The sequence below is a fragment of the Streptomyces sp. ALB3 genome (assembly GCF_044385685.1).
Lineage (GTDB): Bacteria > Actinomycetota > Actinomycetes > Streptomycetales > Streptomycetaceae > Streptomyces.
In genome coordinates this window covers 52243-78278 of record NZ_JBISCE010000044.1, presented here as the reverse complement: position 1 = coordinate 78278, position 26036 = coordinate 52243, and the positions used below count along the sequence as shown (strand labels likewise).

The window sequence follows — 26036 nt, the reverse complement described above, 5'->3', positions numbered from 1 at the left end:
GGACGCAGCAGGGGGCAACCGCCATGACGACAGGTCGGCTCGGGCAGCAAGCCGCGCCACCGAACGCGGCCTATGCCGGGCAGGTCGTGCATTTCCCGGATCCTGTCCGGGCGTCCCGCCACCCCAGGGGTGTGCGCGTGGACGGGGACGGCTATCCCGTGCTTTCGCCGTACGCGCGTGCGGCGGCTGAGATCGCGGATCCTCCTCCGGGCTTCGGTGTCGACGAGTTGCGTCTGACGGACTACGTGTCGGCGAACGCGGCGCTGGCGGCGAGCGGGCATGAGCTGTGGGACACGATTCCCGCGGTGGCGACTCCGCACGGGTGGACGTGGCACCACGTGGCGGGTGGCCGGCGGATGGAGCTGGTGCCGGTCGAGGTGAAGGCGCTGTTGCGCCACCACGGTGGCCTCGCGACGGCTTCGGTGGACCAGGAGCGCCGGGGTACGCGGCCGCTCCAGGAGACGCGGCCCGCTCATTTCCGGCTGCCGAAGGGTTCCGTGGCCGTGGGTGAGCAGCAGATCCTCGGCGTCGAGGAGGACCTGGGGTACCGGCTGCCGGGGGCGTACCGGTCGTTCCTGAAGGCGGCCGGTGGTTCGGCGCCGGTGGGTGCGGCGCTGGACGCTGAGCTCGGTCTGCTGGTGGACCAGCCGTTCTTCACGGTGCGTGAGGAGGCCGCGGTCAACGACCTGGTGTATGTGAACAAGTGTCTGCGGGATCACTTCACGAAGGACTACCTGGGCGTGGGTTTCGTCCAGGGCGGCATCCTGGCGGTGAAGGTGCGCGGCGGTGACGTGGGGTCGGTGTGGTTCTGCGCCTACGACGACGCGCGGGATCAGGACGGCTGGGGCGTGCAGGAGCGGGTCGACCGGCTCCTGCTGCCGTGCGGTGAGGACTTCGACGCCTTCCTCCAGCGTCTCGCGGGCAATCCGCCGGAGCTGGAGACGGTGGCGAATCTGATGGTGGACGGTGGCTTCGCGCGGGCCGTCCCGGTGGAGGGGTGAGCGCGGTGGTGACGTTCGCGCAGGCGCAGGAGCGGGCGGACGAGTGGGTCAACGGTGACGTGCCCCCGTATCAGCACCGTGAGGTCCGGGTCCGTGAGTTCGAGCTGGGGTTCGTGGTGTGGGCCGAGGACCGGGCGGAGGGCCCCGTCTCGGACGGGGGCCGCCAGCGGCTGGTGATCGCCCGGGACAGCGGTGAGGCCACGTTGTGGCCGGGGCTCCCGGTGGGTGAGGTGATCCGGCGCTACGAGGAGGACTACGGGGCGTCGGCGGAGGTGCGGGCCGCGCCGGAGCCGCCGCAGCGTATCGATCTGAATCAGACGTCCTTCCTGCTGACTCCGCCGGAGTGGTTGCAGGAGGCGGCCGACAAGCTTGGCATTCCGGACGAGCGTGCGGAGGTGGACGCGCCGCCTTCCGCCTCCACGCCGTCGTCCTCCTCCCCTGCGCCGGACGGCGGGTCGCCGTCCGGCGCTCCGGAGCCCGCTCCGTCGTCGGCTGCCGTCCCGGGGGCGGAGTGGCCGGCTGCCGGCGGGCAGGCGGATCACGAGCCGACGGCGAACGACGGGGTGCCGGCCGGGGCGACTCCCTGGGCGGGTACGGACACGAACGCGGGCACGGACGACGGTGGTGTGCCGTTGCCCGCGACGGTGTTCGCGCCGCCGCTGTCGGGGTCGGACGATGACGGGGCTCCGCCTCCGGTGGTGTCGGCGGAGGCGCCCACGGCGCTGATGTCGGGTGGCAGTCAGCTGCCGTCGACCGCGCTCGTTCCGGGGCTGGACCCGCAGGCTCCGCCGCCGGGGTCCTTCCCCGCGGGGGCTTCCGCCGGTCCCGGGATCCCTGCCGCTCCGCGGCCGGGTGCGGGCGACATCGCGGACGCGGCGACGAGCAAGGCCGCCGTGCCGCCGCGGGGTGCGCGGGTGGCGGGGCCGACGACTCCGCCGCCGCCGGGGGCGCCGGGCACGCCGGGTGTACGGCCGGGGGCGACTCCGCCGCCTTCGGGGCCGGGTGCGCCGGGTGCGCCGGCGGGTGGGTACGTGCCGACGCAACTGGTGTCGCAGCTCGGTCCTCCCGGTGCGCCGGCGTCCGGTGCGACGCCTCCTCCGGGTGCTCGGCCGCCCGCTCCCCCCGCTCCGCCCGGCCCTCCTGGTTCCACGCCGCCTCCGGGCGGCGGGATGCACCACGCTGCGACGATGTTCGCCGACGCGAGCATCGGGGGCCCGAACGCGCCGCGTCCTCCGGGCCCGCCGGGGCCCCCGGCTCCTCCCGGTCCGCCGGGTGCCCCGGGTGCCGTGCCGCCGCCCCCGCCGGGTTCCACGCCGCCTCCTGGCCCTCCCGGTCCTCCTGGTCCTCCGCCGGGGGCGACGCCTCCGCCGGGGGGCGGGGTGCACCATGCCGCGACGATGCTGGCGGGTCCGGGGCAGGCCGGCCCGGGTGCGCCGCTGCCGCCCGGTCCTCCGGGGCCTCCCGGGGGTGCCGGGATGCCGGGTCCGCACACTCCGCCGCCTCCCGGGGCGTACGGCTACCCGCAGCAGCCCCCGGGTCTGCCGACGGTCGGCCCGGGGTACCAGGCGGTGCTGCGTTTCCGTGCGCCCGACGGCAGTGAGCAGCAGCTGATCCGGCGTTCGGCGCCGGGTACTCCGCACCCCGAGTGGCAGATGCTGCACGAGCTGCGTGCGATGAACGTGCCGCCGCAGCAGGTCATCGAGCTGCACACGGAGCTGGAGTCGTGTGAGCTTCCGGGTGGTTACTGTGCGCGGATGATCCGGGAGACCTGGCCGCAGGTCCGGATCACGAGTGTGGCGCCGTACGGCACGGACCACGCGAGCCGTCAGCAGGGCATGCAGCATCTGCTGACGCATCAGGGCGAGCTGCACCAGGTGGCCGACGGTCCGGCGCGGCCGGCTCCGGTGCGGGCGCCGCTGCCGCAGGTGCCGCCGGCCATGGCGGTGCCGCCGGAGGCGTTGGCGGAGGAGCTGCACGGGGCGTTCGGCCCCGGTGTGCTGCGTTTCGACCAGCGTGCGGTGTCCCGTCAGGGTGTGCCGGAGGTGGTGGCGCGGACGTTGGTGTGGGCGGGGCTGCCCGCTGATTTCGGGCCGTTCTTCTGGGCGCAGCCGGGTCATCCGGTCGTGCCGACGCTGGCGGAGCTGGCCGCGCAGCGGCAGGTGCAGCCGGCCTCGGACGCGGGTTCGTATCTGGTGATGGGTTCGGACTTCGGCCGGGCCATCTGTGTGCAGTACGGGACGGCGAACATCGTGGCCGTGCCGGTGGAGGCCGGGCCGGGTGGTCGGCCGGTGCCGCCGCAGTTCGTGAACACGGGGCTGCCGGAGTTCGTGCGGTCGATGGCGTTGCTGGGCCGGATGTGGCGGCTGCGGTTCGGGTTGAATCCGGAGCAGGCGGGGCGTTGGACGGTCGATTTCCAGGCGCAGCTGGTGGCGATCGATCCGGCGGCGCTGGCGTCGCCGGAGGGCTGGTGGTCGGTTCTGCTGGAGCAGATGTGGGACGGGCTGCTGTGACCCGGTCCGGCCGGATCTGATCTGTCGTGTGCGAGAGGCGTCCGTTCCCTGTGGGGACGGGCGCCTTTCGTGTGGGGTCCTGTGATGCGGGTCGCTTCCGTCCTGAAAGCGGCTGATCGATTCCGACTTCCGGGCCAATTACCGCATCCTTGACGTATTGCTTCATGGCCGGGGCGTCGGAGAGCGGGAAAGAGGGCTTCAGGGATGAGTGGTGGACCGGTGTCCGTGCGCGGTTTCGTCGGTGTCCGGGGGCGTGGTTACCGTCCCGATCAGGTGGACCGCGTGGTGGCCTCGCTGTCCGCGGAGCGGGACGGGGCCTTGGAGCGGCTCTCCCGGCTGACGGCGCTGGCGGAGGAGCTGGCGTCGGAGTCGGCGCGGCTGGGTGAGGTGGTGGCCTCGCTCGCGCCGCAGACGTACCGGTCGCTGGGGGAGCGGGCGCAGCAGATCCTGGCTCTGGCCGAGGCCGAGGCGGAGGCCCTGCGGAGCGCGGCGCTGGAGGAGGGGCAGGCACTGCGGGACGCGGCGGACGCGGCGGGCCGGGAGGCCCGTGCGGCGGCGCGTGAGCAGGCGGGGGCGGTGCGGGCCGCGGCCGATGCCCGTGCGGAGGAGGTGCTGGCCGCCGCGCGGGAGGCCGCCGGGGCGCTGGTGGAAGAGGCGCGCCAGGAGGCCGGTGAGGTGCGTGGGGCGGCTGAGGCGGAGATGGCTGAGACGCGTCGGCGTACGGCGGGTGTGCTGGCGCATCAGGAGCAGGAGCACGCGGAGCGGAGCAAGGCAGCTGAAGCCGAGATCGCCGGTGCGGAGGCCGCGGCGGCGGAGCGCGAGGCGGAGCTGACGGCGCGTGGTGAGGCGCTGCTGGAGGCGGCGCGGCGGGAGCTCGCCGAGGCGGAGGAGGCGGCTCGTCACGGTCAGGAGGACGCTCAGGCGCGTGCGGCGGAGCTGCTGTCGGGCGCCAGGGTGGCGGAGGAACGTGTGGTGCGGGAGACGGAGCGCATCCTGCGGGAGCACGAGGAGGGCCGCGAGGAGGTGCAGGCGCACATGGCACACGTGCGTCATTCGCTGGCGGCTCTGACGGGGCGTGCGGCCGCGGACCCGGTGGAGTGACGCCGTGCCGGGCGCGGGCGTGGCTGTCCGTGCGCCGGGGTGCCGGCCTGGACGCCGGTGCGTGGTCCCGGCGTGGTGTGCGTCCGCGGAGACGTGCGGTCAGTCGCCGACGGCCCTGCCTCTTCGTGTGTCCTGACCGGGTTCGAGGGCGAACACCTGGTCGAGCCCGGTGACGCGCAGGATCCGCTGGACCGCGGCGGGCACGGCGGCCAGGGCGATGTCGGCCTGGGCGGCGGTGGCGTGGTTGCGGGCGACGATGAAGGCGGTGATGCCGCTGGAGTCGCAGAAGGCGAGGTGCGCGAGGTCGAGCACGAGCCGCTGGCCCGGTGCGAGGGCGAGGCCCGTCACCACCTGGCGGAGTTCGGCGGCGGTGCTGTAGTCGAGTTCTCCCGCGATGTGGAGTACAGGTCCGGTCTCGGTGACGCGGACGATCGTCGTCATCGGGCTCATGTCAGGGTGTCGCCTCCAGGGAGGGGCCGGTCGGTGGGGACGCCGAGGGCGAGGAGGGCGGTGTCGTCGTCCAGGCCGTCGCCGAAGCTGTTGAGCAGGCCGGTCATCGCCGAGATGACCTCCCGTGGTCCGGTGTGGGGGAGACCCGTCGCGAACGCGCGCAGGGCCTCGTCCCCGAACAGGTCGCGCTTCTCGCCCACGCGGGCCTCCGTGAGTCCGTCCGTGTAGAGCAGGAGGGTGTCCCCTGCCGTCAGCACGGTCCTGGCGGAGGTGAACGGGGCCGCGGGCATGATGCCGACGAGGAGTCCGCCGGGGGTGGGGAGGTAGTCGGCCCGGCCGTCGTGGCGCAGGACGAGCGCCGGGGGGTGCCCGCCGGAGGCGAGTTCGACCTTCACGGTGTCACCGTCGGGTTCGAGGACGCCGAAGACGGCGGTGCAGTAGCGCGGGTCGCCCGAGGCGTACCGCTCGTGGAGAACGGTGTTGAGGGTGGAGAGCGCTGCCACGGGGTCCGGGTCGTGGAGGGCGGCGGCCCGCAGGGTGTAGCGGGTCAGGGAGGTGACGGCGGCGGCCTGGGGGCCCTTTCCGCACACGTCGCCGAGGAAGAACGCCCAGCGCTTGCCGTCCAGGGGGAACAGGTCGTAGAAGTCTCCGCCGAGCCGGTCCGGTGAGGCCGTGTGGTAGTGCGAGGCGGCTTCCATGCCCGGCACCGGGGGGAGCTGTGCCGGGAGCAGGCTCTGCTGCAGGACCGCGAGAGCCTCCTGAAGCCGTGCGCGGTCCTCCTCGGCCTGGCGGCGGGCCTCTTCCGCGACCCGGCGCTCACGCAGCAGCTCCTGCTCGTAGGCGCGCCGGTCGCTGGCGTCGAAGACCGTCGTGCGGATCAGGAGGGGCCGGCCCTCGTCGTCGGTCTTGGTCAGGGAGCTGATGAGCACGGGGATCCGGCCGCCACCGGCCTTCTTGATGTCGAGGGCGATCCCGCTGACGCTCCCCTGCATGCTCAGGAGGGGGGCGAAGTGCGTGTCGTGGTAGATCTTGCCGCCGACGGTGAGGAAGTCGGTGAAGCGCATGCGCCCCACCACCTCCTCGCGGGAGCGGCCCAGCCAGGTCAGCAGCGTGGTGTTGATCTTCGCCACGGTTCCGTCCATGAGGGTGGACAGGTAGCCGCAGGGGGCGGACTCGTAGAGCTCGTCGGCGCTGTCCTCCAGCAGGGCGGTGAACGCCGCGTCGGTGGACGCGGTGGTCCCGCCCTCCGGCAGGTCGGGACCCGGTCCGGTGCGGCACATCACTGCTGGTTTCCCACGAAGTCGGCGATGGCGGCCACGGTCGCCTCGGGGGCGCTCAGCTGCGGGCAGTGGCCGGTCGCGTCCAGGGTGACGAGGCGGCTCCCGGGGACGGCCGCGTGGACGTAGGCGCCCACCTCCCGGGGGGCGATGACGTCCTGCGAGCACTCCAGGACCAGGGTGGGCACGCTCACCGTCTTCAGGTCGTCGCGGCTGTCGGACAGGAAGGTGGTCCTGGCGAAGACGCGGGCGATGGCCGGGTCGGTGGCGCAGAAGCTGTTGGTCAGTTCCTCGCCGAGTTCGGGACGGTCCGGGTTGCCCATGATGACCGGCGCCATGGCCGCCGACCAGCCGAGGTAGTTGGCCTCCAGTGATTCCAGGAGTTCGTCGATGTCGTCGGCGCTGAATCCGCCCCGGTAACCGGGGGAGTCGACGTAGCACGGGGAGGGGCCGATCATGATCAGTGAGGCGATCCTGTCCGGCGCCGCCGCTGCCGCGAGCACGCCGACCATGGCGCTGACCGAGTGCCCGACGAACCGGACCTCGCGCAGGTCGAGCGCCTCGCAGATCTCCACCACGTCCTGGGCGTACCCGTCGAGCGCGGCGTAGCGGGCCTCGCTCCACGCCGAGAGGTCCGAGCGGCCCGATCCCACGTAGTCGAACTGCACCACGCGGTGGTTCTCGGCCAGCGCGGGCGCCACCAGCCGCCACATGTTCTGGTCGCAGCCGAACCCGTGTGCCAGGAGGAGGACCGGTGCGCCCTGGGGGCCTGTCACGGTGACGTTGTTCCTGCTGACTATGTCCATACGGGCATCCTCGCATTCCGTGGCGGGGCCGGGTCCCGCGGTCTCACCGCCGCCCCGCGGGCGGGGCTCCGGCGAGGATCCAGGGTTCCACGGCCTCGTACTGGCGGCGCTGCCCGGTGGCGTCCTTGTCCCTGCCGGACACGGTGCCCAGCCAGCCGGCCAGGAAGCCGAAGGGGATGGACACCAGGCCGGTGGTCGTGAGGGGGAACCAGTTGAAGTCACGGTGGGGGAAGACGGCTCCGGGTGAGCCGGAGACCAGGTTGGTGCCGGTGATCAGGACGAGGACGCAGGCGGTGCCCCCGACGAGGGTGCAGAGCAGGCCGGTGCGGGTGAAGCGGCGCCAGAACATGCTGTAGACGAGCGCCGGGGCGATCGCGGACGCGCCGATGCAGAAGGACAGCGTCACCAGGGCCTGCACGTTCCAGTGCCGGGCGAGGACGGCCAGCGTGACCGCGAGCGCCCCCACGCCGACGGCCGCACCCTGGGCCGCGGCCATCTCGGTACGGTTCCTCACCGGTCTCCCGGCGCGCAGGCTGTGCGCGAACAGGTCGTGGGCGAGGGAGTTGGCGCAGGCCAGGATCATGCCGGCGACGGAGGCGAGCAGGGTCAGGAAGATCGCCGTGGTCATGGTGGTGACGACGAGCGCGCCTGCCGCGCCGCCGCCCGCCACGGCGCCGGTGACCTGGAGGACGGCGCTGTTGCCCTGGGCCCCGGCGGCGGTGATGCGGTCGTGTCCGACGAGGGCGGCGGCTCCGAAGCCGATGACTGCGAGGAGCAGGCAGAGGCCGACGACCACGCAGACGGCCCAGGACAGGGAGCGGCGGACCGCACGGGCGTTGCTGACGCTGGTCATCCGCATGGTGATGTGGGGCAGACAGGCGGCGCCCAGTACGACGGTCAGTTCGGCGCTGATCATGTCGAGGTCGTTGCCCCCGAACTGGAGCCCGGAGTGCAGGTAGGCGGTGCCCGCGCCGCTCCCCGCCTCCGCGGCGCGCAGCAGGGCGCCGGTGTCCCAGGCGAAGCGGTCGAGGACGAGCACGGAGACGAGGAGTCCCGCGCCGAGGAGTACGACGGTCTTGACGATCTGGATCAGTGCGGTGCCCTTCATGCCGCCGATGGCCGCGTAGCCGATCATGACGGCGCCGAGGGCGATGATGGATCCGGTGCGGAACCCGGAGCTGTCGAAGCCGAGGATGAACGCGAGGAGACTGCCGCTGCCGGCGAGCTGGACGACCATCAGGGGCAGCAGCGCGGCGAGCGTGACGGCGCACGAGGCGATGCGGGCGGCCCGGCCGGGGGCCCGGCGGGTGAGCATGTCACCCATGGTGAACCGGCCCGCGTTGCGCAGGGGTTCGGCGAGCAGGAACATCAGCAGGACCAAGGAGAGCGCCGTGCTGAGGGCGAGGACCACTCCGTCGTGGCCGGTGAGGGCGATGACCCCCGTGGTGCCGAGGACCGTGGCGGCGGAGACGTAGTCGCCGGCGATGGCGAGACCGTTGCGCACGGGTGAGAGCGAGCGGTAGCCGGTGTAGAACGCGTCGAGGTCGTCGCGGTCGGGTCCGGTCATGACGCAGAGCAGCAGCGTGACGCTGGCGACGGCGATGAACGCGGTGAGGGACAGCGTCTGGGCGGACTCGTCGAAACCGTTCACCGGCCGGCTCCCTTCCTGCGGTCCTCCGCCGGGGCGTGGCCGGCCCCGTTCCGGGTGCTGTGGCCGGCGCGGTCGCGGAGTCCGGCGCTGAGCGGGTCGACGGTGCGGTGGGCGGTCCACTCGTAGACGGCGATGGCGGCCAGCGCGACGGGGAGCTGGCACAGGCCGAGGAGGAGACCGGTGGTGAGCGTGCCGTCCCCGACGGGGCGGGTCATCAGGGCGGGGGCGTAGCCGGACAGCAGGAGGAAGAGGGTGAAGTAGCCGAGGGCGGTCAGGGCCGAGACGCGGCGCAGCACGCGGTAGGCGGTGCGCAGCCGCCGCAGGTCGCTGTGGTGGCCGGGCGAGGGGGTGGTGCCCCGTACGGGTGCGGGGCGGCGCGGCGGTGCGGGGGGCGGGGAGCTCTGCCACGGCAGGAGGTAGTCACCGGGGTACGGGGGCGGGGCGGGACGGTGCGGGGGTGGCGTGGGGTGGTGGCGGTGCGGGGGCGGCTGCGAGTCGTACGGCATGGCGGTGCTCCTTGCATGGCTCGGGCCCGGTGGCGGGCTGCAAGGCAGGAGCGCGGGTGCGCTGTAGGGAGCGCGTACGTTACTCGCGGGTATCGCGCAGGGGCAGGGTAAACGGCGAACTACCCCAGGTAACCCGCCAGTTGTCTAGTCCTTGGACACCGAGGGAGCGCTCTCGTGTTCGTCCAGGACCGGAAAGCGGCGCGGGGCGACGAGAACGAGCACCAGAAGGGCGAGCGCGGCGGCGACAGCGGCCCCGGCGAACACGTGGTCGACCGCCGTGTCCACGGCCCGCCGCAGGGAGTCCGCGGCGGTGGCGGTGAGGGCCGCCGGATCCTCCAGGGCGTGCGACACGGCGTCCAGGTCGCCGGGCAGCCCCGGAGTGGGGGAGTCGGCCAGCCGGGAGGCGAGCACGGCGTTGGCGACGGCGCCGAAGAGGGCGGCTCCCAGACTCTGGCCGACCTGGCGGCAGAAGAGCACGGACGCGGTCGTCGTGCCCCGCTCGGCCCAGCCGACCGTCGACTGGACCCCGACGATCAGCGGGAGCTGGAAGAGGCCGAGCGTCGCGCCGAGCAGCAGCATGAGCAGGGCGGGCTGCCAGGCGGCGCCCGGGTAGGGCAGGAGGGGGAAGCAGAGCAGGACCAGCAGCGCCCCGGACATGCCGGTGATCGCGGTACGGCGGAAGCCGATGCGGTTGTAGACCCGGTCGGAGAGGGCGGCGGCGACGGGCCAGCTCAGGGTCATCACGGACAGGACGAACCCGGCGGCGATCGGGCCCAGTCCGAGGACCGACTGGGCGTAGGTCGGCAGGAAGACGGTCGGCGCGACCATGAGCAGCCCCATCGCGCCGAGGGCGAGGTTGACCGAGGCGATGGTCCGGCGCCGCCAGACCCAGCCGGGGATGACGGGTTCCGCGGCGCGGCGTTCGATGACGACGGTCAGGGCGGCCAGCGCGGCACTCGCCCCCAGCAGGCCGAGCGAGGGCGCGGAGAGCCAGGGCCAGGCGACACCGCCCTGGACGAGAGCGGTCAGCAGGAGCGCCCCGGTGGCGAAGATCGCGAGCGCGCCCGCCCAGTCGGTACGGGGACGGGTGGCCGGGCGGGGGCGGGCCGGCTCGTGGAGGTGACGGACCACCAGCCAGAGGGCGACGGCGCCGACCGGCAGGTTGATGAGGAAGATCCAGCGCCAGTCGGCGTAGGCGGCGAGCAGCCCGCCGGCCGCCGGTCCGGCCACGGCCGACGTGGCCCAGACGGTGGACAGCTTCGCCTGGATCTTCGGCCGCTCCTTGAGCGGGTACAGATCGGCGGCGATGGTCTGCACCGTGCCCTGGAGGGCGCCGCCGCCGAGACCCTGGACGACGCGGAAGGCGATGAGGGCGGCCATGTTCCAGGCGGCGGCGCAGAGCAGTGAGCCGGCGAGGAAGAGGATGATGCCGGCGACCAGGACCGGCTTGCGGCCGAAGGTGTCGGAGAGCTTTCCGTACACCGGCAGGGTGACGGTCACGGCGAGCAGGTAACCGGAGAAGAGCCAGGAGAAGACGGAGAAACCGCCGAGGTCGCCGACGATCTGCGGGACGGCCGTCGCGACGATGGTGCCGTCGATCGCGGCGAGGCCCATGCCGAGCATCAGGGCCGCGACGACCGGGCGCCGGCCCCGGTCGGTGTCCGGTGCCGCTTTCGGGACGGCCGTCCCGTGCACCGCTTCCGGGCTGTCCGTGCCGCCGGTTCCGTCCGTGCCGCCCACAGAGGTTCCTTCCCTATGCACCTATTTCCTGGAGGTCACTGTCTCACCGTCCGCGCCGCGACGGGAGTCGCAGGCCGAGGCGTGAGACCCCTACTCAGGTCCTGCCCTCGGTCCCCGAACCCTTAGGGGGAGCTACGTAGTTGTGCCCGGGGGCCGTTCCTCCCACCGGAGGACGAGACAGGGGCGTCCTGTTCCTTAGCGTGTTCTTACATCGCCGACGGGGCCGGCCCCAGGGGACGGGGTGGGGAAAACCCCCCTCGAAGACTGCGCCGGGCACCAGCGCGCCCGGCCCCCTTCGCACCCGAGACTCGGAACGTACACAGAGACGTCCGGCCTTTGACCGACATAGGAGAGAAACCGTGACAACGGCTGTAACCATTCCCAGGCACGGGGACACTGGAGGGCGTACGGCCGTCGCTGCGCGGGCGCGGCAGGTCGTCAAGGCCTACGGGGCGGGCGAGACCCGCGTCGTCGCGCTCGACCATGTCGACGTGGACATCCTCCGCGGGCAGTTCACGGCGATCATGGGCCCGTCCGGGTCCGGCAAGTCGACCCTGATGCACTGCCTGGCAGGTCTGGACACGGTGACCTCGGGCCGGATCCACCTCGCCGACACCGAGATCACGGGCCTCAAGGACAAGAAGCTGACTCAGCTGCGCCGGGACCGCGTCGGGTTCATCTTCCAGGCGTTCAACCTGCTGCCGACGCTCAACGCGCTCGAGAACATCACGCTGCCGATGGACATCGCGGGCCGTAAGCCCGACGCCGGATGGCTCCAGCAGGTCGTGGACACCGTCGGCCTCTCCGAGCGGCTCAAGCACCGGCCCACACAGCTCTCCGGCGGCCAGCAGCAGCGCGTCGCGGTGGCCCGGGCGCTCGCCGCCCGCCCCGAGATCATCTTCGGGGACGAGCCCACCGGGAACCTGGACTCCCGGGCCGGCGCCGAGGTGCTGTCCTTCCTCCGCAAGTCGGTCGACGAGCTCGGCCAGACCATCGTCATGGTCACCCACGACCCGGTGGCCGCCTCCTACGCCGACCGGGTCCTCTACCTCGCGGACGGCTCCCTCGTCGACGAGATGCAGAACCCCACGGCCGAGCAGGTCCTCGACCGCATGAAGGACTTCGACGCGCGCGGGCGGACGTCATGACCGTCTGGAAGACCTCGATGCGCAACTTCCTCGCGCACAAGGGGCGCATGGCGCTCTCCGCCGTCGCCGTCCTGCTGTCCGTGGCGTTCGTGTGCGGCACGCTCGTCTTCACCGACACCATGAACACCACCTTCGACAAGCTCTTCGCGGCGACGTCCGCCGACGTCACGGTCAGTCCCAGGGCCGCCCGGGCCGACGACGTCCCCGAGAACGGCAGGCCCGAGGCGCTCCCCGCTTCCGTGGTGGCCGAGGTCGGCGGCGTGGACGGGGTCGAGAAGGCCGAGGGCGCCGTCAGCAGCATGGCCGTCACCGTCGTCGACAGCGACAACAAGAACCTCGGGTCCGAGACCGGCGCCCCGACGATCGCCGGCAACTGGACCGACAACGACCTGCGGTCCATGGAGATCACCTCCGGGCACGCACCGCGCGGCCCGACCGAGGTCATGATCGACGCCGACACCGCGGAGAAGCACCACCTGTCGCTCGGCGACGAGGTCCGCACCATCGCCGTCACCGGTGACATCAGGGCGAAGATCACCGGGATCGCCTCGTTCACCGTGACCAACCCCGGAGCGGCCGTCGTCTACCTCGACACCGCCACCGCGCAGGAGAAGCTCCTGGGCGCCCCGGGAGTCTTCACGCACATCTCGGTCACCGCCGAAGCCGGTGTCGCCGACACCCGGCTGAAGAAGAACGTCTCCGCCGCCCTGGGCGACTCGGGCGCGTACAAGGTGCAGACCCAGGACGAGGCCGCCGCGGCCAACAAGGACTCCATGGGCTCCTTCCTGGACGTACTGAAGTACGCGATGCTCGGTTTCGCCGGGATCGCCTTCCTCGTGGGCATCTTCCTGATCGTCAACACCTTCTCGATGCTGGTCGCCCAGCGCACCCGCGAGATCGGCCTCATGCGGGCCATCGGCTCCAGCCGCAAGCAGGTCAACAGGTCCGTGCTCGTCGAGGCCGTGCTCCTGGGCATCGTCGGATCCGCCCTCGGGGTCGGCGCCGGCATCGGTCTCGCCGTCGGGCTGATGAAGATGATGGGCGCCGTGGGCATGGAGCTGTCCACCGGCGACCTCACGATCGCCTGGACGACGCCGGTGACCGGGCTGGCGCTCGGCATCGTCGTCACCGTCCTGGCCGCCTACATCCCGGCCCGCCGGGCCGGCAAGGTCTCACCGATGGCGGCCCTGCGGGACGCCGGAACCCCGGCGGACGCGAAGTCCGGCTGGGTCCGCGCGGGACTCGGACTGGTCCTCACCGGCGCCGGGGCCGCGGGCCTGTGGGCGACGACCCAGGCGGACAAGGCGACCGAGGGCTCGCTCTACCTCGGTCTCGGCGTGGTCCTCACCCTCATCGGCTTCATCGTGATCGGCCCGCTGCTCGCCGGAGCCGTCGTACGGGTGCTCGGCGCGGTCGTCCTGCGGCTGTTCGGCCCGGTCGGGCGGCTGGCGGAGCGCAACGCCCTGCGCAACCCCCGGCGTACGGGGGCGACCGGCGCGGCACTGATGATCGGCCTGGCGCTGGTCGCGTGCCTCTCGGTCGTCGGCTCCTCGATGGTCGCCTCGGCCACCGACGAGCTCGACAAGTCGGTGGGTACGGACTTCATCGTCCAGTCGGACACCGGTCAGCTGATCGTGCCGCAGGCCGCGGACGCCATCGAGAAGGTGCCCGGGATCGAGCACGTCACGAACTACCGGATGCTCGCCGCGAAGCTCACCAACCCCGACGGTTCGACGGCGGACGAGCACGTCACGGCCGCCGACCCGACGTACCCGCAGGACCTGCGGCGCGAGACGACCGCCGGTGACCTGTCGAAGGCGTACGGCGCGGACTCCATGTCCGTCGGGTCGGACTACGCCGCGCTGCACGGGATCGAGGTGGGTGACGAACTCACCGTCGCCTTCAAGGCCGGCGGGACCGCCGGTCTGAAGGTCGCCGCGATCACCTCCGACGACACGAACGTCGACCGGGGTGCGATGTACATCAACGTCACCACGGCGGAGCGCTACGTGACCGCCGACAGGATGCCCAAGAACATGATCATGTTCGCCTCGGCGGAGGACGGCAAGGAGAAGGAGGCGTACGCCGCGCTCAAGAGCTCGCTCGCGGCGTACCCGCAGTACAAGGTGCAGAACCAGGCCGACTTCAAGCAGGACCTGAAGGACCAGGTCGGCCAGCTGCTGAACATCGTGTACGGCCTTCTCGCCCTGGCGATCATCGTCGCCGTGCTCGGAGTGGTGAACACCCTGGCCCTGTCGGTGGTCGAGCGGACCCGTGAGATCGGACTGATGCGGGCGATCGGCCTGTCCCGCCGCCAGCTGCGGCGCATGATCCGGCTGGAGTCCGTGGTCATCGCCCTGTTCGGCGCGCTGCTCGGTCTGGGTCTGGGCATGGGCTGGGGCACCTCGGCCCAGAAGCTGCTGGCGCTCGAAGGGCTCGGGGTCCTGGAGATCCCGTGGCCGACGATCCTCACCGTGTTCGTGGCCTCGGCCTTCGTCGGACTGTTCGCCGCCCTGATCCCCGCCTTCCGGGCGGGCCGGATGAACGTCCTCAACGCGATCGCCACGGACGGGTGACAGAGCCCGCCGTAGGATGACTGATCCGGCCCCGGGGCGTTCCTCCAGACGCCCCGGGGCCGGGTTGCGTCCCGCTGCCTCCGTCAGGTGGGCATGACCGGCACGTCGTACTGGGGAATCCATTTGTCGCGGGTGACGACCGTCAGACCTTCGGTCCGGGCCTGGGCGACGAGGATGCGGTCGAAGGGGTCGCGGTGGACCGGGGGGAGGCGGCCGGCGCGAACACCGTGCTCAGCGGTGTTCGGGACAGGCCTGAACTGCATGTCTCTGGCGCGCCCGGCGAGGTCGGGGGCACCCCGCAGCCTTGCCGGGCTGCTGTCATGACTGCCTCACAGGGGCCACGAGTGGACTCGCTGCCGGACCGAGGCTGGTCCCGCCGCAGGCGCCGGGACAACGGCGTTCCCTCGCGCGAGTGACACACCGACGTCGTACGCTGGAGCCCCCGGCCCGTGCCACGTGTCGGGTCCTTCGCGTTGCTCACTCGCCACACCGGACGGAACCTTCATGAGCCTGCACGGTCTGCTGGACGTCGTCGTCACCGACCCGGCGCTCTCCGAAGCGGTGAAGGCCGCAGCGGACGGCCACCGGGCCCATGTCGACCTGGTCGGCCCGCCCGCCGCGCGCCCCTTCGCCGTGGCCGCGCTGGCCCGCGAGGCCGGGCGTACGGTGCTCGCCGTCACCGCGACCGGCCGCGAGGCCGAGGACCTGGCGGCCGCGCTGCGGACCCTGCTGCCCCCCGACACCGTGGCGGAGTTCCCCTCCTGGGAGACGCTGCCGCACGAGCGGCTCTCGCCCCGCTCCGACACCGTGGGCCGCCGTCTCGCCGTGCTCCGCCGCCTCGCGCACCCCCGGCAGGACGACCCGGAGACCGGGCCGGTCAGCGTGGTCGTCGCCCCGGTGCGCTCCGTCCTCCAGCCGCAGGTCAAGGGGCTGGGCGACCTGGAGCCCGTCGCGCTGAACAGCGGGCGGACCGCCGATCTGGGCGAGGTCGTGGACGCCCTGGCGGCAGCGGCGTACGCCCGCGTCGAGCTGGTCGAGAAGCGCGGTGAGTTCGCCGTGCGCGGCGGCATCCTGGACGTCTTCCCGCCGACCGAGGAGCACCCCCTCCGGGTGGAGTTCTGGGGCGACGAGGTCGAGGAGATCCGCTACTTCAAGATCGCCGACCAGCGGTCCCTGGAGGTCGCCGAGCACGGGCTGTGGGCCCCGCCCTGCCGTGAGCTGCTGCTCACCGAGGACGTACGTGCCCGGGCTGCCGCCCTCGCCGAGGAGCACCCGGAGCTCGGCGAGCTGCTGGGGAAGATCGCGGAGGGGATCGCCGTCGAGGGCATGGAGTCCCTCGCGCCCGTGCTCGTCGACGAGATGGAGCTGCTGCTCGACGTCCTGCCGAAGGGGTCGATGGCGCTGGTCTGCGACCCGGAGCGGGTGCGGACCAGGGCGGCGGACCTCGTCGCGACCAGCCAGGAGTTCCTCCAGGCGTCCTGGGCGGCCACGGCGGGCGGCGGCGAGGCCCCGATCGACGTCGGCGCGGCCTCCCTGTGGGGCATCGCCGACGTCCGGGACCGGGCCCGTGAGCTGGGCATGATGTGGTGGTCCACCTCCCCGTTCGCCGCCGACGAGGATCTGGACGGCGACACCCTCAAGCTCGGGATGCACGCCCCGGAGGCGTACCGCGGGGACACCGCCCGCGCTCTCGCCGACACCAAGGGATGGCTCGCCGACGGCTGGCGCACGGTGTACGTCACCGAGGGGCAGGGGCCCGCCTCCCGTACGGTCGAGGTGCTCGGCGGCGAGGGCATCGCGGCACGCCTCGACCAGGACCTGACCGAGATCACGCCGTCCCTGGTCCACGTGTCGTGCGGCGCCATCGAGAACGGCTTCGTCGACCCGGCCCTGAAGCTGGCCGTGCTGACCGAGACGGACCTGACCGGGCAGCGCACCGCCAGCAAGGACCTGGGGCGGATGCCGGCCCGCCGCCGCAAGTCCGTCGACCCGCTGACGTTGCAGGCGGGCGACTTCATCGTCCACGAGCAGCACGGCGTCGGCCGCTACATCGAGATGGTCCAGCGCACCGTGCAGGGCGCGACCCGTGAATACCTCCTCGTCGAGTACGCCCCCGCCAAGCGCGGCCAGCCCGGGGACCGCCTCTACATCCCCACCGACCAGCTGGAGCAGGTCACGAAGTACGTCGGCGGCGAGGCGCCGACCCTGCACCGGCTCGGAGGCGCCGACTGGACGAAGACGAAGCAGCGCGCCAAGAAGGCGGTCAAGGAGATCGCCGCCGACCTGATCAAGCTCTACTCGGCGCGGATGGCGGCCCCCGGCCACGCCTTCGCCCCGGACACCCCGTGGCAGCGCGAGCTGGAGGACGCCTTCCCGTACGCGGAGACGCCCGACCAGCTGTCCACGATCGCCGAGGTCAAGGAGGACATGGAGAAGTCGGTCCCGATGGACCGGCTGATCTGCGGCGACGTCGGGTACGGCAAGACGGAGATCGCGGTGCGCGCGGCCTTCAAGGCGGTCCAGGACGGCAAGCAGGTCGCCGTCCTCGTCCCCACGACGCTCCTGGTCCAGCAGCACTTCGGCACCTTCACCGAGCGGTACGCCCAGTTCCCCGTGAACGTGCGGGCACTGAGCCGCTTCCAGTCGGACACCGAGTCGAAGGCGACGCTGGAGGGGCTGAAGGACGGGTCCGTGGACCTGGTCATCGGCACGCACCGGCTGTTCTCGTCGGAGACGAAGTTCAAGGACCTCGGCCTGGTCATCGTCGACGAGGAGCAGCGCTTCGGTGTCGAGCACAAGGAGCAGCTGAAGAAGCTCCGCGCCAACGTGGACGTGCTCACGATGTCGGCGACGCCCATCCCCCGCACGCTCGAGATGGCCGTCACCGGCATCCGCGAGATGTCGACGATCACGACGCCCCCCGAGGAGCGCCACCCGGTCCTGACCTTCGTCGGTCCGTACGAGGAGAAGCAGATCGGCGCGGCCGTGCGTCGTGAACTCCTGCGTGAGGGCCAGGTGTTCTACATCCACAACCGGGTCGAGTCCATCGACCGGGCCGCGGCGCGGCTCCGGGAGATCGTGCCCGAGGCGCGGATCGCCACGGCGCACGGGCAGATGGGGGAGAGCCAGCTGGAGCAGGTCGTCGTCGACTTCTGGGAGAAGAGGTTCGACGTCCTCGTCTCGACGACGATCGTCGAGTCCGGCATCGACATCTCCAACGCCAACACGCTGATCGTGGAGCGCGGTGACAACTTCGGCCTCTCCCAGCTGCACCAGTTGCGCGGCCGGGTCGGCCGTGGCCGCGACCGGGGCTACTCGTACTTCCTGTATCCGCCGGAGAAGCCGCTGACGGAGACCGCGCACGAGCGCCTGGCGACGATCGCCCAGCACACCGAGATGGGCGCGGGCATGTACGTGGCGATGAAGGACCTGGAGATCCGCGGCGCCGGAAACCTGCTCGGCGGCGAACAGTCCGGCCACATCGCGGGTGTCGGCTTCGACCTGTACATCCGGATGGTCGGCGAGGCGGTGGCGGACTACCGGGCGGCGGTGGACGGCGAGACCGAGGAGGAGCCGCCGCTCGAGGTCAAGATCGAGCTCCCGGTCGACGCGCACGTCCCGCACGACTACGCCCCGGGTGAGCGGCTGCGCCTCCAGGCGTACCGCGCGATCGCCTCCGCGAACTCGGAGGACGACATCAGGGCGGTGCGCGAGGAGCTCACCGACCGCTACGGCAAGCTTCCGGAGCCGGTGGAGAACCTCCTGCTGGTGGCGGGTCTGCGGATGCTGGCCCGGGCCTGCGGGGTGGGCGAGATCGTGCTGCAGGGGCCGAACATCCGGTTCGCGCCGGTGGAGCTGCGGGAGTCGCAGGAGCTGCGGCTGAAGCGGCTCCACCCGAAGACGGTCATCAAGCCGTCCGCCCACCAGATCCTGGTGCCCAGGCCGACGGCCGGCAGGATCGGCGGGAAGCCGGTGGTGGGCCGTGAACTCCTGGCGTGGACCGGGGAGTTCCTGACGACCGTCCTGGGGTCGTAGAGGCGGTCGTCAGGACCACGCGGCGCCCCGCCGGACCTCGCGGCGGGGCCGCGCGTCCCCGCGCCGGCTCCGTACCGGTCGGTCGCCGTACCGACAGGTCGCCGTACCGGCAGGCCGACGTACCGGTCACCCGTCGGTGCCGTCGCGGCGCGCGAAGAGCAGGCCGGTCAGTGAGCGGAAGGCGGTCTCCGGGGTGCGGCCCTCCAGGGCGCCGGAGAGGTTGCCCGTCAGCAGCAGGGTGGCGAAGCCGTGGGCCAGGGACCAGGCGGCGACGCCCGCGAGCCCGGCGTCCTCACCCCGGGCCGCTTCGGGCAGGTCGCCGACGCCGGCCCGCAGCGCTTCCGTGGCGTGTGACCTGGCGGTGAGCAGGGCGGTGTCGTCGGCACGGTACAGCTCGGGGCGGAACATCACCTGGAAGTGCGCGGGGTGCCGGGTGGCGAACCGTACGTAGGCCACCCCCCGTTCCTGGAGGTCGGGGGCAGCGGCCAGCGCGTCCGCGAAGAGCGCGTAGCCCTCGGCGGCGACGGCGGTGAGCAGGCCGGTCCGGTCCTTGAAGTGGTGGGCCGGCGCGGCGTGCGAGACCCCCGCCCGGCGGGCCAGGTCGCGGAGGGACAGGGCGTCGGGGCCTTCCTGGGCGATGACGTCCAGTGCGGCAGTGAGCAGGGCCCGGCGCAGGTCACCGTGGTGGTAGGTGCGTTCGCGCGTCATGGGACGTACGGTACGCCGAATCTAGGCATTGACAAGTTCGAGAGCGCGGCGCACCCTGGCCATCTAGACGATGACAAGATTGACCGGACGGAAAGAGGTCGGGAGATGTCCGACGAACGGGGTGGCGTGCGCCAGATGTGGCACCTGCTGGAACCCTTGCACGCCGTCATCTACTACGCGCCGGAGGCGTTCGAGGAAGCAGCCGCGCTGGGATACGCCACGGACGAGCGGTGGCCGTCCTACTTCGCCTGGCGCGCCGCGCCGCTCGGGGCGGTGGACGCGGACCGGGTGACCGGGGTGTTCCACAGCTTCAGTCCGCGGATGACCGGCGCGTACGTGCCGGCCGTCTGGTCCGTCGCCTCCCCGGAGGCGGTGCTCGCGTCCAGGGCGAAGGCCGTCGACCGGGCGTACCGGGCGCTGTTCGGTGACCGGGTGCACGGCCCCGGATTCGCCGAGGCCGCACAGCTGGCCCGGCGGGCGGCGTCGGCGGCGGATGCGACCGGACGCCCCCTGGCCGGGGCCGCCGCCGCGCTGCCCTGGCCGGACGAGCCCCACGTGGCGCTCTGGAACGCGGCGACGATCCTGCGGGAGCACCGGGGGGACGGCCATGTGGCGGCGCTCGCCGGGGCAGGCCTCGACCCGGTGGAGTCGCTGGTCTCCTTCGCAGCCGTCGGGGCCACCCGCCCGGAGGTGTTCGCGAGCCGCGGGTGGAGCGGCGAGGAGTGGGAGTCCGCCCGCGCCCGGCTGGCCGCGAGGGGACTGCTGGAGGCGGACGGGACGGCCACGCCCGCGGGCCGCGCGCTGCGCGAGGAGGTCGAACGCCGTACGGACGAGAGCGCGGCGGAACCCTGGCGGGCGCTCGGCCCCGGGGAGCGGGAGCGGCTGGTGGAGCTGCTGGGGCCGCTGTGGGTGGAGGTGATCGGATCGGGACTCCTCCCCTCCGAGACGACGCTGGGGATCGGGAAGGTGTGAGCCGACCGGTCCTCGCCGGGCGCGCTGCGGCCGGGAGGACGGGCCGGATCGTCCTGGAGGACGCACCGGCCGGGAAGGTGGGCCCGATCGGCTTCTGCGCGGCGCGGCGGGCGGAGGGACGGAGCCGGGGGGTGCGCCGGGCGCGAGGTGCCGGTGCGGCCGGCGTCGCGGTGGGCGGGCGGAACCCGCCCCGTGCCGGGATCGCGGCCGGGCGCCTAACCTGGTGCGCTGTGAAGCCTTCTGACACAGCGCGCCCCCGGCACCGTCTCCCCGCACTCGTGGTCGTGGCCCTGACGGGCTCTCTGGCCCTGACCGGGTGCGACGGCCTCGGCGAACTGCCCGGCCCGGCGCGATCGGAGGCGGCACCGGCGCCCGGCGGCAGTGCGCTGCGAGCGGTCGACGGGCTCGCCGTCAAGGGCCGGGCCCCCAGGACCGGTTACGACCGGGACGCGTTCGGATCGGCGTGGGCCGACACCGATCGCAACGGGTGCGGGACCCGCGTTATCTCTATGCTTCGGACTGTGAAGGGACTGTTCTCGCAGCGTATGCAGGGTGTGGTCGGCTGTGCGTAGCGAGAGGCACATGAGTCACAGGACCTTGTCGACTCGTAGGAAGGGGGCCGTCCTTACGGTTGCCGTTGCCGCCGCTCTCCTTACGGGCTGTGATGGCCTGGAGCCGGGTGGAAGCTCCGCAGGACCCGGACCGGACACAGCTGCCGGCCAGGCGGTGAGCCCGATGACGAATCCCGACGGGACGAAGCCGGGGCTCGCCGCGCTCACGTCGGAAGCGGACAAGGTCAACGCACGCAAGCTCATCCAAGGACTCGCCACAAAGGGTCGTGGACCGAAGACGGGCTACGAAAGGGACGAGTTCGGCTATGCGTGGATGGACACGGCGGACGGGGTTCCGCTGGCGAGAAATGGTTGTGACACGCGGAACGACTTGTTGAAACTCCATGGGCGGCACGTGCAGTTCCGTTCAGGTTCCGACTGCGTGGTTGTTGCGATGGACCTGTATGACCCGTACACCGGCAAGGACATCGCTTGGAAGAAGGCGAAGGCCACCGAGGTGCAGATAGACCACGTGGTTCCTCTCTCCTACAGCTGGCAGATGGGCGCCGCCCGATGGCCGGAGAGCAAGCGCAAGCAACTGGCGAACGACGTGCTCAATCTGCTTCCTGTCGAGGGGCGCGCCAACTCGGCGAAGCGTGACTCGGGGCCTGCGTCCTGGTTGCCGCCGAACAAGAAGATTCGGTGCTCTTACGTGGTGCGGTTCGCTCAGGTCGCCGACAAGTACGAGCTCCCGGTGACAACGGCAGATAGGGCGACGATGCTGAAGCAGTGCCAGGGCTGACAGCATCCCGATGACTGTCCTGGCCCCGGGGGCTGCGGGGTTCCTGTCGGACCGGGTGGTTAAGGTGCGCAATCATGGACGCTGCCGATCTCGACCGTCAGGCCCGGACATTGTCCGGCTGCATCCCTCCGTTCCTGGTCACCAGGCTTCTTGAGCTCGGCCACGATGACGAGGTGGAGGTCCAGGCCCGTTGTGGGGAATGGTTCTGCGCGCGGGCATGGGCGCGGCTGACCGGTGACCAGGGTCGGCAAAGTCAGGCGTTGGAGGTGCTCGCTCCCTACGTTGCCACGGGCTGGTGGCCGGCAGCCCAGACCCAGGCGGAACTGCTGGAGAGCTGGGGGCGGGCAGAGGAGGCGATCGCGCTGTCCCGCCCGTATGCGAGTACGGGAGGACTCCGGCTGGAGTTCTTCGCGCGCCTGCTGGCCCGGCACGGGCATACGGACGAGGCGATCACTCGGCTGAGCGCCGGAATCGAGGACTCGCTTCTTGCCGCCGCTCTGGTCGACATCGCCGAAGGAACAGGCCGGGACGAAGCCGTCGCCGCGCTGCTGGCTGCCCGGATCCCCGACCAGCACCGGTGTGACAGCCCGTGGTGCTGCAGCGGCCTGGACCCCGACAGCGCCATCGGGCTGCTTGCCACGATCCGCGAACGCAGTGGCGGCGTCGACGAAGCGATCGCCCTGCTGCACACCCGGCACATCACATCCGTCAACAACCGGGATCAGCTGGCCGACTTGCTGGCGAGACACGATCGGATCGAGGAACTTCGCGCGTACGCGGTGACCGAGTGCCACGGTCACGCTGCGCAGCGCTTGGCCGAGGTGCTGGAGGAGCGATATGACGTGGAAGGCGCGATCGCCGTGTACCGGCAGTCGGGCGGCTCGCAGGACTTCCGGTGCCACGGCACGGTGCGACTGGCGGAGCTCCTGGCACGGCATGGCCGAAAGGGCGAAGCCGTCGACGTGCTGCGGGAGCTGGCCGAGGCTCATAACGGGGACGACTGGATCCTGCATACGTGGTCCAACCTGTGCCTCGACCAAGGCCGCCCCGAGGACGGCCTGGCGCACCTCGACGCCCTCGCCGCCGCCCGTGGGCGCGAGGAGGCCTGGGACCTGTACTGGATACGGTTGCCGCTGATCGCCGCACGCGACGGCGTCGACGTAGCGGTCGCACAGGCCCGGTCCCACCCCGAGGGATCCACCTCGTACGCTGCGCCGCACATCGCCGAGCTGCTCGCCGGCGCCGGACGCATCGAGGAGGCTGTTGCCGTTCTCGAACAGCACGTCCCCGCGAACAGAAGCGACCTTGCCGGCCATCTCATCGAACTGGGGCGCGTCAACGACGCCGTCGTACTCCTTCAGCAGCGCGATTCCGCGCCGGTCTCACCTGTTTGGACCGGCTTGATCTTCAACGATCCCCCATTCTGAACGGACAGTCTGCCGTGTGGTGGTTCGGCACGGGTTACTGGGACGGCACGGCTCGCATCGCACGGCGGAGACCGGCGCGCGCGGCCGTGAGATCGTCTTCCGTCTCCCGCAGCCGGCCCTCCAGAGCGAGGATCCTGTCCCTGGCCTCCGACAGTTCCTGCCTCAGAACCGTGTTCCGTTGTTCCAGCTGCTGCACGCGTTCGACCAGCTCGTTTCGGTTCACCCCGTCCAATTCGGCACCGAGAGACAGCCGGACCCGGTTGTGGAGACGGTCGCGTTCCCTCTTGAGCTCCTTGATCTCTTCACGCGCCAGGGCGAGGTCCGTCTGCAGCCCGGCAGGAGACACCTGTCGCGCCGCTGGAACGGGGGCGCCCTGTACCTGCCCTTGCTGGGCGGTGATGCCGTTCTGAACGGCCTGGTGCACCTGGGGCTGGTTGTAGACGAACCACGTGGACACCGCCGCGTCCCGCGCCACCTGGCTGACGGTGATGCGTCGTCCCGAGCGGAGAAGGCCGTTCACTGCATCGAGCGCGCGCTTGGTCTTGTCCTCGCTGTCCTTGGCACGGCTGGCGCGCAGGCGCTCGACCCGTGAGTTCCGGTCATTACTGCCGGAAGCGGCAGGACTTTTCATTCTGGGCTCCGCGTCGTCAGTGCCTGCAAGGGGACGAAGGCTGCTGCGGAGCGGGCCTTGCGCAGCTCGCGCGAGGCGGATTCGACGACCGCGCGCTGCTCGGCAGGCAGCGCTTCGAGCTTCCTCCGCATCTCGTCGGCCGACTTCGAGTACGCGCGGATCTGGTCGTCGAGATTGCGCACGACCCAGTCCGCGGCTTCCATCGCCAAAGCGGCCTCCTTGTCGGCACGCAGGTCCGCGATCTGCTGTTCCATGGTCGGCAGGTAGGAGGGGTCGGGCCGGTAGAAGTCGCAGCCCGCGCACTGGAAGCGGATGCGGCAGTGCCCGCCTCCGGCCTTGACGTTGCTCGGTTCGGTGCAGCCGCCGTACGGAACTCCGACGCTCTCCACTTCGTAGGCCAGTGGGTCGCTGAAGCCACGGGACTCCCCGTTCCGGTCGACGGCGAGCGCCGCGACCGTCCGTACGGCTTCCTGTTTTCGGCTGAGGGAGACCTTGTAGTACCCCATGGTGACGTCCAGCGACCGGTGATCCATGAGTTCCCGGAGGACATCGGGGCGAGTACCCGCGTCCGCGTGGCGTTGGGCGTAGGCGTGCCGGAATCCGTACGGGACGATCTGGGTGCGGTCGTAGGGGAGAGGCTCACCGTCGTCGCCGAGGCGCTCATCAACGAGCACGGGAATGACCTCGTCGACCCAGGCACGGAAGATCCTGTTGCAGAACTGCGCAGGGGTGAGGTGACCACGCCGGGGCCGGTTGCGCTGACCTGGTGACGGGAACAACCACTGCTCGCATGCAGGTACCGGTGGCAACCGCTGAAGCGCCTTCTGCCAGGACTCGATCTCCTGGGCCGTCGCCTCGGTGATGGGCAAGCGGCGGCCGTGTCGGCGTCGCTTGTGGTTGTCGTAGATCAGAGTCGGTTTGCCGTCGATCCACTGCAGACAGTCGCGGCGCAGGCTAGTGACCTCGCCAGGGCGCCGACCGGTGTCTCGAAGGACCTTGTAAGCAACCTGGTACATCCGCGCGAAGTCCGCGGCAGTCCAGCCACCGCTTTCGTACGCTGTCGATGTGCCGAGCAGTTCGATGTGAGCGTCGAGCTGTGAGATGACATGTTCCGGGATGGCGCGGCCGATCTCGTCCTCGGAGATCTCGACCGCAGCGATGGTGTGGAATTTCGGGTTCAGCGCGAAGCCGCCGGGAATGTGGTCCATCATCCCGGCCTGTCGTACGTACTCGAGGAACGCACGCCATAGGCGCAGCAGCGACCGCCGGTGGCTCGTTGAGTAGTCGCGACCGTTATCCGGACGCTTGACGATGCGGAACGCGTCCACCACGGCGTTCATGTCCGCCATCGACAACCTTTCCGGTGTATCACCGTAGGGGCGATCGGTCAGCGCGGCTGAGGCGAGCGTCGCGGCGTACACGGTTTGCCGGAACTCGATGACATTGGGGCGCACCGCACGGCCGTAGTCCTTCACCAGTTCACGCAGCCATGGCTGGCGGACCGGACGGAAGTCGATCACGCCGTGCATGGCCGTGTACGTGCGCCCTGGACCGGCGGCGAGTCCCACAAGGGAGCATTCCCAGACATCCCCCGATGTCGGATCGGTGCCCTCGTACTCCAAGCGCGCACGTCGGACGTGTTGGAGGACCCCGTTCAGCATCCCCGCGAGTTCTGCCGGCAGCTCTCGTACGAACGACTCGTCCAGATCCAGGAGCGTCGGCAATGGGGAGGGGAGAGCGGCGACCATACGCCGGACACGCTGGGGCACGAGGTTGATCCCCGCGGCGTCGCGTTGCTGAATCCCGTACTGGATCTCCCGCCGTACGGCCGCGGGGACTTCGCTGAGCGAGAATTGGGAAACTCCAGGGAGGGACCCGGTCGAGACATTGGGGCGACGGCGTGCGGTGTCGGGTACGTAGGTTGTGTCGAAGTCGGACGGGTTCGCCCGCGACCAGCGTGCTCTGATGCAGGCGCTGCAGCGGCCGCCGTTATGGGCGACGTGCGTGGAGCACGCCGCCACCCTGCAGATGAATACGCTGGTCGCGGGGTTGCCGGGGACTGCGGTGAACAGCATTGAGCCCTCGTCCCACTCGGACGCTCGCCACCCGGGCACCAGGCGTTCCGCGAGCCACGAAGCCCAGGA

Annotated in this window: 19 protein-coding genes; 9 read left to right on the top strand and 10 right to left on the bottom strand. The window is 71.4% G+C overall.

Translation table 11 applies throughout. The features are described 5' to 3' along the window. The first annotated feature begins 23 nt into the window (after positions 1-23). From ACHFIV_RS28905 to ACHFIV_RS28895, 3 genes are all read left to right on the top strand, one after another. A complete protein-coding gene (locus tag ACHFIV_RS28905; protein ID WP_398975117.1) occupies positions 24-1001 on the top strand; it encodes an SMI1/KNR4 family protein in 978 nt (325 codons plus the stop codon). Further along, the gene (locus ACHFIV_RS28900; protein WP_398975114.1) at positions 998-3511 is read left to right on the top strand and encodes an SUKH-4 family immunity protein; all 2514 of its coding nucleotides are present in this window, start codon (positions 998-1000) and stop codon (positions 3509-3511) included. Before ACHFIV_RS28905 ends, ACHFIV_RS28900 begins: the two co-directional genes overlap by 4 nt. A gap of 204 nt (positions 3512-3715) precedes the next feature. After that, positions 3716-4612, top strand: coding sequence for a cellulose-binding protein (locus ACHFIV_RS28895; protein ID WP_398975110.1), 897 nt, complete (start codon positions 3716-3718; stop codon positions 4610-4612). A 99-nt stretch (positions 4613-4711) separates the two neighbouring features. On the opposite strand, the gene ACHFIV_RS28890 is transcribed toward ACHFIV_RS28895, so the two are convergent. The 6 genes from ACHFIV_RS28890 to ACHFIV_RS28865 form a co-directional block, all read right to left on the bottom strand. Next, a complete protein-coding gene (locus tag ACHFIV_RS28890) occupies positions 4712-5062 on the bottom strand; it encodes an STAS domain-containing protein (protein ID WP_398975108.1) in 351 nt (116 codons plus the stop codon). Further along, positions 5059-6342 (bottom strand): PP2C family protein-serine/threonine phosphatase, encoded by a 1284-nt coding sequence (locus ACHFIV_RS28885; RefSeq protein WP_398975105.1) that lies wholly within the window; start codon positions 6340-6342, stop codon positions 5059-5061. Before ACHFIV_RS28885 ends, ACHFIV_RS28890 begins: the two co-directional genes overlap by 4 nt. Next, on the bottom strand, positions 6342-7145 hold the full coding sequence (locus tag ACHFIV_RS28880; protein WP_398975102.1) for an alpha/beta fold hydrolase: 804 nt from the start codon (positions 7143-7145) through the stop codon (positions 6342-6344). The genes ACHFIV_RS28885 and ACHFIV_RS28880 overlap by 1 nt, the downstream gene beginning before the upstream one ends. Positions 7146-7188: 43 nt before the next feature. Further along, the gene (locus tag ACHFIV_RS28875; protein ID WP_398975100.1) at positions 7189-8796 is read right to left on the bottom strand and encodes a cation acetate symporter; all 1608 of its coding nucleotides are present in this window, start codon (positions 8794-8796) and stop codon (positions 7189-7191) included. Continuing rightward, the gene (locus tag ACHFIV_RS28870) at positions 8793-9302 is read right to left on the bottom strand and encodes a DUF485 domain-containing protein (RefSeq protein ID WP_398975098.1); all 510 of its coding nucleotides are present in this window, start codon (positions 9300-9302) and stop codon (positions 8793-8795) included. The genes ACHFIV_RS28875 and ACHFIV_RS28870 overlap by 4 nt, the downstream gene beginning before the upstream one ends. Before the next feature lie 144 nt (positions 9303-9446). Next, positions 9447-11042 (bottom strand): MFS transporter, encoded by a 1596-nt coding sequence (locus tag ACHFIV_RS28865; protein WP_398975096.1) that lies wholly within the window; start codon positions 11040-11042, stop codon positions 9447-9449. Positions 11043-11401: 359 nt separating this feature from the next. Here ACHFIV_RS28865 and ACHFIV_RS28860 point away from each other — a divergent pair, with 359 nt between their 5' ends. After that, positions 11402-12190: an ABC transporter ATP-binding protein gene (locus ACHFIV_RS28860; RefSeq protein WP_398975094.1), complete on the top strand. Its 789-nt coding sequence runs from the start codon at positions 11402-11404 to the stop codon at positions 12188-12190. After that, positions 12187-14766 carry an ABC transporter permease gene (locus ACHFIV_RS28855; RefSeq protein WP_398975092.1) on the top strand — a complete coding sequence of 860 codons (2580 nt, stop codon included), beginning with the start codon at positions 12187-12189 and terminating at the stop codon, positions 14764-14766. The genes ACHFIV_RS28860 and ACHFIV_RS28855 overlap by 4 nt, the downstream gene beginning before the upstream one ends. An 83-nt stretch (positions 14767-14849) precedes the next feature. On the opposite strand, the gene ACHFIV_RS28850 is transcribed toward ACHFIV_RS28855, so the two are convergent. Beyond that, positions 14850-15068 (bottom strand): type II toxin-antitoxin system VapC family toxin, encoded by a 219-nt coding sequence (locus ACHFIV_RS28850; protein ID WP_398975520.1) that lies wholly within the window; start codon positions 15066-15068, stop codon positions 14850-14852. A gap of 202 nt (positions 15069-15270) precedes the next feature. Between ACHFIV_RS28850 and mfd the strand changes: the two genes are divergently transcribed. Beyond that, the gene (mfd, locus tag ACHFIV_RS28845; protein WP_398975090.1) at positions 15271-18801 is read left to right on the top strand and encodes a transcription-repair coupling factor; all 3531 of its coding nucleotides are present in this window, start codon (positions 15271-15273) and stop codon (positions 18799-18801) included. Positions 18802-18927: 126 nt separating this feature from the next. Here the strand turns inward: mfd and ACHFIV_RS28840 are convergent, their stop codons facing one another. Further along, positions 18928-19509 carry a TetR/AcrR family transcriptional regulator gene (locus ACHFIV_RS28840; RefSeq protein ID WP_398975088.1) on the bottom strand — a complete coding sequence of 194 codons (582 nt, stop codon included), beginning with the start codon at positions 19507-19509 and terminating at the stop codon, positions 18928-18930. Between the two features lie 105 nt (positions 19510-19614). Between ACHFIV_RS28840 and ACHFIV_RS28835 the strand changes: the two genes are divergently transcribed. From ACHFIV_RS28835 to ACHFIV_RS28825, 3 genes are all read left to right on the top strand, one after another. Next, complete coding sequence (locus tag ACHFIV_RS28835; protein ID WP_398975085.1) at positions 19615-20481, top strand: SCO6745 family protein; 867 nt, start codon at positions 19615-19617, stop codon at positions 20479-20481. Between the two features lie 582 nt (positions 20482-21063). Then, positions 21064-21834, top strand: coding sequence for an HNH endonuclease family protein (locus ACHFIV_RS28830; protein ID WP_398975083.1), 771 nt, complete (start codon positions 21064-21066; stop codon positions 21832-21834). Positions 21835-21908: 74 nt separating this feature from the next. Beyond that, on the top strand, positions 21909-23261 hold the full coding sequence (locus tag ACHFIV_RS28825; RefSeq protein ID WP_398975081.1) for a tetratricopeptide repeat protein: 1353 nt from the start codon (positions 21909-21911) through the stop codon (positions 23259-23261). Between the two features lie 34 nt (positions 23262-23295). Here the strand turns inward: ACHFIV_RS28825 and ACHFIV_RS28820 are convergent, their stop codons facing one another. Together ACHFIV_RS28820 and ACHFIV_RS28815 are read right to left on the bottom strand one after the other, a co-directional pair. After that, a complete protein-coding gene (locus tag ACHFIV_RS28820; protein WP_398975078.1) occupies positions 23296-23892 on the bottom strand; it encodes a DUF6262 family protein in 597 nt (198 codons plus the stop codon). Continuing rightward, positions 23889-25967, bottom strand: coding sequence for a tyrosine-type recombinase/integrase (locus ACHFIV_RS28815; RefSeq protein WP_398975077.1), 2079 nt, complete (start codon positions 25965-25967; stop codon positions 23889-23891). The genes ACHFIV_RS28820 and ACHFIV_RS28815 overlap by 4 nt, the downstream gene beginning before the upstream one ends. Positions 25968-26036 lie beyond the last annotated feature (69 nt).